Below are 11864 nucleotides of genomic sequence, written 5' to 3' on the forward strand. Positions count from 1 at the left end.
TGGAAATCATGAAAAAACATCATCGCGGTTCATTGAGCGACTACCGAAAGGGCCCCGTGTTCCTCCGCGGCAAGCAGCGCCCCGCCGAAACCACCGATCAGCGCCTCCTCCAGAACGCCGAGAAAGGCGACTGGGTCCACACGGATCCGTGGCGCGTTATGCGCATCCAATCGGAATTCGTTGAAGGCTTCGGAGCTCTCGCCGAGCTCGGTCCGGCAGTCGCGCTCTTCGGGAGCGCGCGCACCAAGCCCGATCACCCGCATTACGAGCTCGCGCGCGAGGTCGCGAAGCGCATAGGCGAGATGGGCCTCGCGGTGATCACGGGCGGCGGCCCGGGCATCATGGAGGCCGGCAATCACGGTGCGGTTGAGGCGGGCACCACGAGCGTGGGGCTCGGGATCGAGCTTCCCTTCGAGCAGGGGATGAACGACTACGTTGAGCTCGGCGTAAATTTCCGGTACTTCTTCACCCGCAAAACATGCTTCGTGAAGTACTCGCAGGCGTTCGTGGCGTTCCCGGGGGGATTCGGAACCTTTGATGAACTCTTCGAAGCGCTTTGCCTTATCCAGACTCACAAGATCAAAAAGTTCCCGCTCATCCTCGTGGGCAGCGAGTACTGGAGCGGGCTTGTGGCGTGGCTCGAGCAGACCGTTCAGCAGGAATACGGGTACATTTCTCCCGGCGACACGGACCTCATCAACATCGTTGATACCGCCGATGAGGTCCTCGAGGTTCTGAAGCGCGAAATGGAATAGCTGCTCACAACGCGTGTTTCACGCTCTCCCAGGAACAAATGAATGGTAGTGGGAGAATGGAAGCGGTAGATCCATTGCCAAAGAAAGGGCGAACGATCATGGCAGCGATGAAGCCTCGTACGGGCGACGGCCCCCTCGAAGTGGCCGAAGAGAGCCGGAGCCTCATCATGCGAGTCCCGCTTGAGGGGGGCGGTCGTCTCGTCGTCGAGATCTCGGCAGACGAAGCGCGCGATCTGCGCGATGCCCTCAACAAGGTCGTTCCCGCCTAACTCTCCCCGAATTGCATCGAGGTTGTGGGGGTTATTCCCTCACAATCCCCTCTCACCGTTCAGAGAAGCTTTTCCTCACGGCAGTGAGCACCCCGTCGCCCGCGGGCGACATTGACAGCACGAGATCGTCGCGCTCCTTGAGCGCGGCCACGACTTCCCTAATGTGCGCCGTCTGCGGATCACGTGCAGAAAAATCGCCGAGCCGATCGTGGTGCATGACATTCATGACGAGGAGCGCCCCACCCGGGCGCAAAACCTCGAGCGATGCCTCGACGAGCAGACCCAGATCCCGCTCGTCCGCATTGACGACGATCATGTCGTAGGCGCCGCGCGTGAGCCGCGTAAAGACCTCAAGTGCCCGAGCATTAATCGTGCGCACGCGCGCCTCGGGGATCTTGGCTTCCGCGCACGCTTTGCGCACGAGCCGCACGTTTTCAGGTTCGGGATCGATCGCCGTGAGGGTGGCGTCGGACCCCATTGCGCTCGCGAGGTAGAGGCTGAGGGCACCTGCACCAGCTCCCACCTGCACGATCGCGCGCGCCCCGAGCAGGGCGACGATGCTGCGCGCGTGTGCGGCCGATCCCGCGAGAACCGGTGGAAGACCAATCGCGCTGCCGCGCTCGCGCGCCCGCTCACACACGTCGGGCACGGCGAAGAGCCGCTCCTCGTCGAGGAATTCCTCGCTGAGCGCCCAGCTCGCCAACTTGCCCGTTGCCATGCCCACTCCTTTTTCTTGCCGTGAATTTCGTGGCACTCCAGCTTAGGCCAGGCCGCGCGAGTTTCCCACTCGTGCGTGCAATAATGGCGGAGCACCATTTAGGGGACCGAAACGAGACAAGGTAGGCACGGCGATGGGTCAAGAGGTCTTCCTCACCTTCGGAGGATGGGAACTCCTCATCATCGCCCTGCTCTTCGTCATTCTTATTGGTCCGCAGCGACTCCCCGAATACACACGCAAGGTCATCCACTGGGTGCGTGACCTGCGCAAATGGGCGGATGAATCGCGCGCTTCGATCGAAGACGAAATGGGCATCGCGGTCGACGACCTCAAGAAGTACGATCCGCGCCAATACGATCCTCGCAAGATCATCCGCGAGGCGTGGGATTCGACCGGCCTCGAAGATGACGTGAACGATTTCCGCGATGCCGTGAAGAGCTCCACGAGCGCCACGTCTGCCGCGGTCGCAAGCGTGGGCGCTGCAGCCAAGGGCTCTTCGAGTAGTAAGTCGAGCGCGAGCAATGCGGATGCGAAGGTGCCCGACGGCACTCCGTTTGACCCCGAGGCCACATAGCTCGGTGCCGCAGGTCTCAGAGGAATTGCGCACTTTTACGCGAGGGAAAGCGGGAGCTTTCGGCCCGCAAGACCTCGCGGCTTCGCGAGTTTCTCGGCGATGTGCATGAACGCTTCGTACGCCTCGCTTGAGGATTCGGAAGCGGTGAGTGGCTCGCCAGCGTCGGACCCCTCTCGCACGTTTTGCGAAAGTGGAACCTGACCGAGCAGCGGAACTTCCGAGCCCTGATCGTCGCTCAGTTGGGACGCGACTCGCTCGCCGCCGCCCGCCCCGAAGATCTCGAGGCGTTCGCCGCCCTCGACGCTGAGCCAGCTCATGTTCTCGACGACTCCGATAATTTTCTGCTCCGTGGAGCGCGCCAGTGAGCCGATGCGCGAGGCGACACCGCTCGCGGCCGAGTCGGGAGTTGTGACGACGAGAAGCTCCGCAGTGGGCAATACTTGCGCGACGGAAATGGCGACGTCGCCCGTGCCTGGCGGGAGATCAAGCAGGAGAAAATCGAGATCGCCCCAGAATACATCCGTCGCGAACTGCTCGATCGCGCGGTGCATTTTCGGGCCGCGCCACACAACCGCCTGATGCTCGGGCACGAAAACGCCGATCGACATGACCTTGACGCCGTGGGCGATCGGCGGCATGAGGAGGTCGTTGACGCGCGTCGGCTGCGTCGTGACGCCGAACATGCCGGGCATCGAAAAACCGTGAATATCCGCGTCAAGTACGCCCACGCTGTAACCGAGGCGCGAGAGGGCAAGGGCAAGGTTCGCCGTCACGGTGGATTTTCCGACGCCACCCTTGCCCGAGCTGACCGCTATGACCCGCGTGAGGGAGCCGGGCTTATTGAACGGCACCTCGCGGCGCTGCGCCCGCAGTTCCTCGACAAGAGCGCGGCGCTGCTCCTCGCTCATCGTACCCGAGGTGACTCGCACCTCCGTGAGGCCCGGAACGCGAGAGGCAGCCTCAGCGGCATCCTTCTCGATGCGCGAGCGCATGGGGCAGCCCTCGACTGTCATCACGAGGTGGATGAGCGCTACGCCTTCTGCCGTGACCTCGACCGACTCGACCATGCCGACGTCGGTGATGGGGCGGCCAAGATCCGGGTCGATGACGCGCGTGAGCGCCGAATGAACCTGAGACGTGAGATCAGCGGCCACCGCGACTCACTTACCGGATTCGGCGCTCATCTGCGCGAGCTCCTCGCGAAGTACGGCGCGGATGTCCTCGCGGATGAGCGAGCGCAAATGAGAATGGTCGGGCGAAGGCTCGATGGGGTCGGTTCCGTCGCCGATATCAGTGTCCGATGCCGGGTCGTCGTCGCCGGCCTGGATCTCTTCGAGCAGGTCGCGAAGCTCGCCGCGCACGTAGTCGCGGGTGGCGACATCCGCCATCGCGATTCGCAGGCTCGCGATCTCACGGGTGATGAACTCGGTGGTCGCGTGTGCCTTTTCGTTCGACTGGCGGTCCTGTTCGGCCTGAACGCGGTCGCGGTCGGCCTGGCGGTTATCAGAAAGGAGCAGGAGGGGAGCGGCGTAGGACGCCTGGAGCGAGAGGATCAGCGTGAGAAGCGTGAAGTTAAGCGCGCGGGGGTCGAACTGGATCGATTCGGGCATGAATGTGTTCCAGCCGAGCCACACGCCACAAAAGATCGTCATCCCCACGAGAAAAGCGGGAGTGCCCATGAACCGTGCGATCGCCTCGGCCATGCGGCCGAAACCGTCGTTGTTTTCGTCCTTCGGGCGGCGCCTCGAAAACACGCGGAAAAGACCGCGCTTTGTGCGAGCCGGGTCGTCGAGCTGGGGGCGCTTCTTCTTGCTGCGTGCCATCGCTTTCACCCCTCCTGATCCGAAATGGCCTTCGCGATCCCCGTGAGGTCAATCTGTCCGGTCGTCGTCGCGACGGGCTCGTCGCTCTCGCGCCAATCCTCGGGAAGAACGTGGTCGAGAACGTCATCGACGGTGACGGATCCCAAAAGCCGGGAGTCCTGGTCCACCACGGGAAGCGACACAAGATTGTACGTCGCCATCTCACGCGTGACGTCATGGAGATGGCTCGTAGGGGCCATCGTCACCTGATCCTGGTCGATGATCTCACCCACGGGGCGCTCCGGGCGCTCGCGAAGCAAGTGCTGGAAGTGCACGCCGCCGAGGAGTGTGCCCGTGGGAGTCTCGAGCGGCTGGCGGCACACGTACACCATGGACGCGAGCGCGGGGGAGATCTCTTCGCGGGAAATGAGGGCGAGGCAGTGTGCGACCGGGGTCTCGGGCGCGACGATGAGCGGCTCGGTCGTCATGAGGCCGCCCGCAGTGTATTCGTCGTACGCGAGGAGGCGACGAACGTCCTCGGCTTCCTCCGGCTCCATGCGCGTCAGCAAATCCTGCCCCATCGGCTCGGGGAGCTCCTGGAGCAAGTCAGCAGCGTCGTCAGGGTCCATCGCGTCGAGGATGTCCGCGGCGCGCTCCGACTCGAGACCCTGCATGAGTTCGACGCGCGTGTCCTCGGGCAGCTCCTCAAGAACCCAGCCGAGGCGCTCGTTTGAGAGGTCGCGCACGATGTCGGCGCGGCGCTTCGGCTCCATCTCCTGGATGAGATCCGCGAGATCAGCGGGCTTGAGATCCGAATATGACGCGAGCAGAATCTGTGCGGACTGCTCGGCCTGCGTGCCGAAGAGACCGCGCACGTCGTCGATGCCCACCGTGAACGTTTCGTTTCGCCCCACGAGCTTCGAGAGCGCGTTTTTCGCCTTCGAGCGGCGCACGTACAGCTTCGTGATCTCCCATTCCTGGGAGATCTGATCCTGCTCGAGCGCGACATCCTCGACGAACGCCTCGCCCGTGCCGTCAACGAGGCCCACTTTGCGATCGAGAAGATCGCCGACCGCGAGGATCTCGCTCTTGCGCATCTCGAATCGACGCATGTTGAGGGAGCCGTCGGAAATCACCTGGCCGGTCGAGATCGAGGTGACCTTCGTGATGGGCAAGAAGATGCGTTTCTTGCCCGGAACCTCGACCACGAGACCAACTGCGCGTGCGGTTTGTGTTTCCTGCGGCACCAGAACGACGTCGCGGACCTTGCCGATGCGGTCGCCGAGCGGGTCGAACAAACCCGTGCCGGCAAGGCGCGCGGCGAAAAAGCGCTCGTGCGTGCTCACTTGAGCAACTCCGCCATCCAGGCCTCGATCTTGTCGATCTCGCGAGGGAGATCTTGCGAGAGGTTCTCGACGCCGTCCTTCGTCACGAGCACGTCGTCTTCAATACGCACACCGATTCCGCGCAGCTCCTCGGGAACGAGAAGATCGTTCTCCTTGAAATAGAGGCCGGGCTCGATCGTGAAAATCATGCCTTCCTCGAGCGTCGCATCGAGATACATCTCGCGTCGCGCTTGCGCACAATCGTGGACGTCCATGCCGAGGTGGTGGCTCGTGCCGTGCACCATCCAGCGGCGATGATACTGCCCCTCGGGCCTCAGGGATTCCTCGGCGCTCACGGGAAGGAGTCCCCACTTGTCGAGGCGATCCGCGATGACCTCCATCGCGGTTGCGTGGAGATCACGGAATTTCATGCCTGGCTTCGCGACGGCGAAGACAGCGTCGGCGGCATCGAGGACGGCCTGATAGACCTTCTTTTGCGGCTCGGTGAACGTGCCGGTTACGGGCAGGGTGCGCGTGACATCCGCGGTATAAAGCGAGTCGACCTCGCAGCCCGCGTCGATGAGGATCAGGTCGCCTTCCTTGACTGCGCCGTTATTGCGCACCCAGTGGAGTGTGCACGCATTCGGCCCCGAGGCCGCGATCGTGTCGTAACCCACGCCATTGCCGTCGGCGCGTGCCGTGCGGTTGAAAACCGTCTCCACGACGCGCTCACCGCGCTCGTGTGCGATCGCCTCGGGGAAGTTCCTCACGACTTCGTGGAATCCCTTGATGGTCGTTGCGACGGCGTGACGCATCTGCTCGATCTCCCACGCGTCTTTCACGACGCGCGACTCGGATGCGCTTTGCTCAAGGAAGCTATTGACGGTGTGAGCCTTCTCGCCGCCTTCGAGACCGTTCTGCTCGCGCAGCTCGGCGACGAGCGAGTCGATGCGCTCATCGACGCCCTCGATCACGGCGAGGTCGAGTTTATCGCCGAGATCTTTCGCGAGCGCGTCGCGAAGATCGTCGATGTGGCGACACGGCACGCCGATTTGCTCTTCAACTTCCTCGAGGGTGGGGCGGCGCCCCACCCACATCTCGCCATAGCGCGAATCAGCGAAGAACTCGTTTGTTTCGGGGCCCGACCGTGGCTTGAAGAAGTAGGTCGCGCGGCTTTTGCCAGGATTGTCGGCATCGGGCTCAACGACGAACACCGAATCGGGCTCCTCATCGGTACGAAGGCCCGAGTAGTACGCGAACGCCGTGTGGGGGCGGAACTGGTAGTCGCAGTCATTGCTGCGCACCTTGAGACCACCTGCGGGCAGCACCATGCGGGTTGCGGGCATCGTCTCCACGAGACAATCGCGCCTCGCGGGTGTGTAGTCGGCAACAGCGCGGCGGCCTGACGGTGGCCTCGTCTCATCCCATCCTTGGGTGAGGAAGTCGAGGAAAGCCTGGCTCGTGGGGCGCTGGCTGCGGGTATCGCCCCTCGACTTCAGATCGTCGGTGGTTTCAGCGGCGCTGGACTTTGAATTCTTGATCTCACTCACCCTCCGATATTCTCACGGGGGAGCACTAAGAGCCACCCGGGCCGCTCAGCGAGAGGTGTGAGAGGAAGAACGATGCGCGCAACTGACCTTCATACCCACTCCGCGGTTTCCGATGGCACGGAAACACCGACCGCGCTCATCGAACAGGCACGCCTCGCCGGTCTCGATATCGTCGCCCTCACGGACCACGACACCGACCGCGGCATCGCCGAAGCACGCGAGGCAGCATCGAGCGCGGGACTCGGGCTCCTTCCTGGAATGGAAGTTTCCGCAAAACACCACGGGCGCAGCATCCACATCCTCGCTCTCGGGAATACACCCGCGCCGGGTTCTGATTTTGCACTCAAGCTCAACGAAGTTCGCGACTCGCGTGAAAAGCGAGCCCAGCACATCGTTGAACGCCTCGGCGAAGATTTCCCCATCACGTGGGAGGCCGTGCTCGAGATCGCGAGTGGCCGCGGCGTGAGCGTGGCAAGCGTCGGACGACCCCACATTGCCGATGCCCTCACACGCGCAGGCGTAGTGACGGGACGCGCCGAAGCCTTTGAGACCATGCTCGCACCCCACTCGCCCTACTACGTGCCCTACCGTGCACTCGAAGCTGCCGAGGCGATTGCCGGAATCCACGCCTCCGGAGCCCTTGCGGTGGGTGCACACCTCATGACAGTTAAGCGCGGTAAGGGGCTCAGTTCCGACGCCTGCCAAGAGCTCGTCGAATCCGGACTCGATGGCTTCGAGGTATTCCATCGCGAGCACGGCGAGGCCGAACGCGCGGCGCTTGTGGAAATCGCGCACGAGAGGGGCCTTATCGTCACGGGTGGAAGCGACTATCACGGGAGCGGCAAACCCAATCGTCTCGGCGAAAACACGACGAGCGAAGAGAGCCTTGAGCGCATTCTCGAGGCAACGTCGGCAAGGCTGTGAGTGGCGATGGCAGGCTCTCAGCGGGCTCAGCGCACCGATGATGTTCGTGAAATGGTGCGGGTGATCATCGGCAAACCCTCGGTTTCGGTCCCCACGGTAGCCGTGACTTTTGCGCTTATCGCGCTCGCTCTTGCGGTGACATCGAACGTGTGGATCGGCTGGGGACCGAGTGCCTTTGTTGCCACACAAAACATCGCGTGCCTCATCGCGAGCGTCGCCGGGGCACTCGTATTTGCCTGGCGGAGCCTTGCCGAGCGAGCAGCGGAAGAGGCGCAAGAAAAGCGCAACTGGCTCGAGCGGGGAACGGGACGCGTGTCTCGGCCAATCTCGCCAGCCGTCGTGATCGCATCGATCCTGTGGGGTGCGGTTTTTACCTTCGTTCCGACTCTCGTGGTGTTCGCGCTGAGCTTTGCGTGGTGGGGCGTGGGCGATGCGAGCGCGATCAACGTGCTTTTGTGGTTGCTGTGGGGTATCGGAACGTGGGCTTTCGTGTCGAGCCTTGCTCTCGGCGGAGCCGTGCTCGCCCTTCTCATTAAGAACACGCTCGCGATCCTTTTCGCGGGGGTCATCGCCTACCTGATCGCCTGGTGGACGCTTCTGTTTGGAGCTTCGGCTGCCCTTCCGATCCTCGGCGGTTACGTCGATACGCCGTGGTTTTTCTACGAGCCCACCCTCACGAGCGCGGCGCTGCGGGCGCTCCTCTGGCTCGGCGTGGGCATCATCGTGCCCGCGATTGGCGAACGCTCACTCACGTGGGCGAGCGGAGGCGTGCTCGTGGCGGTGCTTGCGCTCGCGGGAGGGATCTCCAACGACGGCCGCGTACAGCCCGTTGAGACTGCGTTTGAAGCGAGCTGCGCGGGGGAGAAGCCCAAGGTGTGCACACCTCATCCCTTCGCGACCTCGCTCACGAGGCTCCAAGCGCAGCTTGCTCCCGGAGTTGAGCTTTTGCCGAGCGACATGATCCCGAGCGTCGTGGGCACGCATCGATTCGTCGAATCCGATGTGTCGACGGCGACGCTCCTCGTCGATCCGAGCGATCGCGAGGCGCTGCCCTCGAACAGGCCCAGTCTTGTGCAAACCGCGGCGGCGCTTGGCATGAGCCAGTTCATTTCACCGTGCGGCTCCTTGACCGAGGCGAGCGAAGAGAACCTTGCGGCCTACCTTGCGTTCTTAAACCTTGCGACCGACGGTGAAATCGACCTCAATCACATCGAATCGGCACCCGCTTCGATCGTGCCTCACACCGAAGCGGTGCGCGCGGCCCTCCCCGAAGCTCGTGAGAAGGCCGCGCTCGACCCGAGCGAGTTTACGGCGTGGCTCGCGAGTAAACGCGCCGAGATCGCGAACTGCGGTTAAACGCGAAAGTCGCGTTGCCCTCTAGTCGTTCTTGCGCTCGACGACCTGGCCGTTGATGCGGCGTGTGCGCGAGCGGCGACGGCGTTTGCGCGGCGTCTTTTCGCCCTCGGCCTTCGCGCCGTGCTCGGCTGTGTCCTTGTTTCCGCGACCGCGGTCACCGCGACGGCTACCGCCGCGCCCGCGACCTTCACCGCGGCTCTTGCGGCGACCGTGAGCGCCACGATGGCTACGCGGATCAGGGCCGCCGAGATCTTCGATCTCTTCGGCATCGAGGCCGGCACGCGTGCGCTTTTCCTTTGGGAGCGTGCCCTTCGCGCCCTCGGGGATGTTGAGGTCACTGAAAAGATGAGGCGAGGTGGAGTAGGTTTCGCGCGCCTCGGTCGATTCGAGGCCTAGCTGGCGTGCAATGAGCGCCCAGCGGGCGAGATCCTCCCAGTCGACGAACGTCACGGCCGTACCGCGCTTGCCAGCGCGGCCGGTGCGACCGGTGCGGTGCAGGAAGGTCTTGTCGTCTTCAGGAGCGGTGTAGTTGATGACGTGGGTGACGTCGTCAACGTCGATTCCGCGCGCTGCGACGTCGGTCGCGATGAGGACATCGACCTTGCCCGTGCGAAAAGCGCGCAGCGCCTGCTCGCGCGCGCCCTGGCCGAGATCACCGTGCAGGGGAGCGGCGGCAAAACCACGTGCTTCGAGATCGTGTGCCGTGCGGTCGGCTTCGCGCTTCGTGCGCGTGAACACGATCGTGAGCCCGCGGCCCTCGGCCTGGAGGATGCGCGCGAGAACCTCGATTTTGTCGAGCTGATGCGCCCGGTACACGACCTGCGTGATGTCGGCTTTCGTGCGGGCCGTATCGCCTGGATCGTGGGCGCGGATATGCGTGGGATGCGTCATGAAACGACGCGCGAGCGCCATGATCTGCGCGGGCATCGTGGCCGAAAAGAGCATGGTCTGGCGCTTTGCGGGGACTGCCTTGAGGATCTTCTCAACGTCCTCAAGGAAGCCAAGATCGAGCATTTCATCAGCTTCGTCGAGCACCGCGACCTTCACGTGCGAGAGATCGAGATACTTCTGACGCATGAGGTCGATCAGGCGGCCGGGAGTGCCCACGACAATGTCAACGCCCTTATTGAGCGCCTCGATCTGCGGCTCGTACGAGCGACCTCCGTAGACGGTGAGTACGCGCGCTCCTCCGCGCTTACCTGCGGTCTGAAGGTCGCTGCTCACCTGTACGGCGAGCTCGCGAGTCGGGACGACAATGAGGGCCTGCGCCTTGCCAAAGGCCGAGTCGGTCTCGGGGATGTCGCGCTTCACCGATTCGAGGGCGGGGATACCGAAGCCAAGGGTTTTACCCGTGCCGGTCTTCGCTTGGCCGATGATGTCCCTGCCCTTGAGGGCAATCGGAAGGGTCATGGCCTGGATTGGGAAGGGGGTCGTAATGCCGTTGTCGGCGAGTGAGGAGACGATGTCCTCACTCACGCCGAAGTCGGCGAAAGTCTGGTTGTCAGTCACGTTGCGGTTCTACTTTCCTTCAGCCCAGGAAACCGACGCGGCGCGGCTCTTCGGTCGAATACTCGACGTAGTTGATGCGCTCGCCTGGCACGAGAACCGTGCGCCCCTTGGTGTCCTTGACCGTGAGGAGTGAGCTCTCAGCGATGGCCTTCTCCACGAGTGCGGAGAGATCCTCGGCGCTCATGTCGGTTTCGAGCGAAAGCTCGCGAGACGAATGCGTAACGCCAATGCGAATTTCCATGGGATGTCCTTTTCTCATGTGCGCACTGGGCGCACGGTTTGCGAGCCGCACACGCCGCACGAGCCTCGGCGATAACGATGCGAGGATCGGGGGTACGGCAAAAGGTCAGAGGCGCTCGGCAGCCTGTTCGCGCCGCGCGCACGCGTTCAAGTGTATCGGCCACGACCGAAAAATCGTGGAGCGTTCGCTTAGAGCGCCTACTCGGGGTTCTTCGTGAGTTCCTCATCGCGCGGCTCGAATGCGCGGATCCCACCCGTGAGCAGATTTGCGAGAGAAGCGAGCATGAGCTCACGGCGCTCATTCGAGGCGCCGTCGGCTTCGCGCGCAATGGCTTGCACCGAAGTGACGAATGTGCGCCCGACGACGACGGCCTCTTCGGGAGAAAGGTCGCGAGCACGGGCGAGGAGTGCACCGACCGATTCGGCTGCCCGTGAGGTTGCACGGGTGACTTCTTCCTGGACGCGTTCGGTCACATACTCGCTTCCGAAAAAGAGCTTGAGCATGCTCGAGCGTGTGTCGAAAACTTCGAAGAACACCTCGATGCCCTCCCGCACGCGGTCCTTGGTCGAGGCGCCCTCGAAGGCGAAATCATCGATGCGCTCGCGAAGAACCTCGCCGATCCGCTCAATCACCGCGATGTAGAGATCTTCTTTCGAGTCGAAGTGCTGGTAGAGCACGGGCTTCGTAACCCCGGCGGCCTCGGCGATATCGTCCATCGACGTGGGGTGGTAACCGCGCTCACCGAACCTGGAGGTGGCAACGTCGAGAAGCTGGGCGCGGCGTTCTGCTCGGGGGAGTCGGCGGCGCATGTGATCTCCTGGTACTTCGGAAATGCGTTGGC

13 protein-coding genes are annotated in these 11864 nt (G+C 63.2%); 5 read left to right on the forward strand and 8 right to left on the reverse strand.

Going from position 1 to position 11864, the window contains the following annotated elements; genetic code table 11:
- Positions 1-8 precede the first annotated feature (8 nt).
- Together M3B90_RS03765 and M3B90_RS03770 are read left to right on the forward strand one after the other, a co-directional pair.
- Positions 9-755 (forward strand): TIGR00730 family Rossman fold protein, encoded by a 747-nt coding sequence (locus tag M3B90_RS03765; RefSeq protein ID WP_259888697.1) that lies wholly within the window; start codon positions 9-11, stop codon positions 753-755.
- Positions 756-853: 98 nt separating this feature from the next.
- On the forward strand, positions 854-1024 hold the full coding sequence (locus M3B90_RS03770) for a DUF3117 domain-containing protein (RefSeq protein WP_083476037.1): 171 nt from the start codon (positions 854-856) through the stop codon (positions 1022-1024).
- Between the two features lie 52 nt (positions 1025-1076).
- Here M3B90_RS03770 and M3B90_RS03775 read toward each other — a convergent pair whose 3' ends face one another.
- The gene (locus M3B90_RS03775) at positions 1077-1742 is read right to left on the reverse strand and encodes an O-methyltransferase (RefSeq protein WP_259888698.1); all 666 of its coding nucleotides are present in this window, start codon (positions 1740-1742) and stop codon (positions 1077-1079) included.
- Positions 1743-1875: 133 nt separating this feature from the next.
- Here M3B90_RS03775 and M3B90_RS03780 point away from each other — a divergent pair, with 133 nt between their 5' ends.
- Positions 1876-2316, forward strand: a complete 441-nt coding sequence (locus M3B90_RS03780; protein ID WP_259888699.1) for a twin-arginine translocase TatA/TatE family subunit — start codon at positions 1876-1878, stop codon at positions 2314-2316.
- Between the two features lie 35 nt (positions 2317-2351).
- On the opposite strand, the gene M3B90_RS03785 is transcribed toward M3B90_RS03780, so the two are convergent.
- From M3B90_RS03785 to M3B90_RS03800, 4 genes are read right to left on the reverse strand one after another with little or no spacing between them, the layout of a single operon-like run.
- On the reverse strand, positions 2352-3470 hold the full coding sequence (locus M3B90_RS03785) for an Mrp/NBP35 family ATP-binding protein (RefSeq protein ID WP_259888700.1): 1119 nt from the start codon (positions 3468-3470) through the stop codon (positions 2352-2354).
- 6 nt (positions 3471-3476) lie between these two features.
- Entirely contained in the window at positions 3477-4139 is a 663-nt protein-coding gene (locus tag M3B90_RS03790) for a DUF1003 domain-containing protein (protein ID WP_259888701.1), read from the reverse strand.
- Positions 4140-4144: 5 nt separating this feature from the next.
- Positions 4145-5464 carry a magnesium transporter MgtE N-terminal domain-containing protein gene (locus M3B90_RS03795; protein ID WP_259888702.1) on the reverse strand — a complete coding sequence of 440 codons (1320 nt, stop codon included), beginning with the start codon at positions 5462-5464 and terminating at the stop codon, positions 4145-4147.
- Positions 5461-6993: an aminopeptidase P family protein gene (locus M3B90_RS03800; protein WP_259888703.1), complete on the reverse strand. Its 1533-nt coding sequence runs from the start codon at positions 6991-6993 to the stop codon at positions 5461-5463. The genes M3B90_RS03795 and M3B90_RS03800 overlap by 4 nt, the downstream gene beginning before the upstream one ends.
- A gap of 72 nt (positions 6994-7065) precedes the next feature.
- Here M3B90_RS03800 and M3B90_RS03805 point away from each other — a divergent pair, with 72 nt between their 5' ends.
- The gene (locus tag M3B90_RS03805) at positions 7066-7917 is read left to right on the forward strand and encodes a PHP domain-containing protein (protein WP_259888704.1); all 852 of its coding nucleotides are present in this window, start codon (positions 7066-7068) and stop codon (positions 7915-7917) included.
- A gap of 6 nt (positions 7918-7923) precedes the next feature.
- On the forward strand, positions 7924-9273 hold the full coding sequence (locus M3B90_RS03810) for a hypothetical protein (protein ID WP_259888705.1): 1350 nt from the start codon (positions 7924-7926) through the stop codon (positions 9271-9273).
- A 21-nt stretch (positions 9274-9294) separates the two neighbouring features.
- On the opposite strand, the gene M3B90_RS03815 is transcribed toward M3B90_RS03810, so the two are convergent.
- From M3B90_RS03815 to M3B90_RS03825, 3 genes are all read right to left on the reverse strand, one after another.
- On the reverse strand, positions 9295-10782 hold the full coding sequence (locus tag M3B90_RS03815) for a DEAD/DEAH box helicase (protein ID WP_259888706.1): 1488 nt from the start codon (positions 10780-10782) through the stop codon (positions 9295-9297).
- A 19-nt stretch (positions 10783-10801) separates the two neighbouring features.
- Positions 10802-11023, reverse strand: a complete 222-nt coding sequence (locus tag M3B90_RS03820) for a DUF3107 domain-containing protein (RefSeq protein WP_259888707.1) — start codon at positions 11021-11023, stop codon at positions 10802-10804.
- A 197-nt stretch (positions 11024-11220) separates the two neighbouring features.
- On the reverse strand, positions 11221-11832 hold the full coding sequence (locus M3B90_RS03825; RefSeq protein WP_259888708.1) for a TetR/AcrR family transcriptional regulator: 612 nt from the start codon (positions 11830-11832) through the stop codon (positions 11221-11223).
- Between the last annotated feature and the right edge of the window lie 32 nt (positions 11833-11864).

Origin of the sequence: Dermabacter sp. p3-SID358, assembly GCF_025147465.1 — a bacterium.
GTDB lineage: Bacteria > Actinomycetota > Actinomycetes > Actinomycetales > Dermabacteraceae > Dermabacter.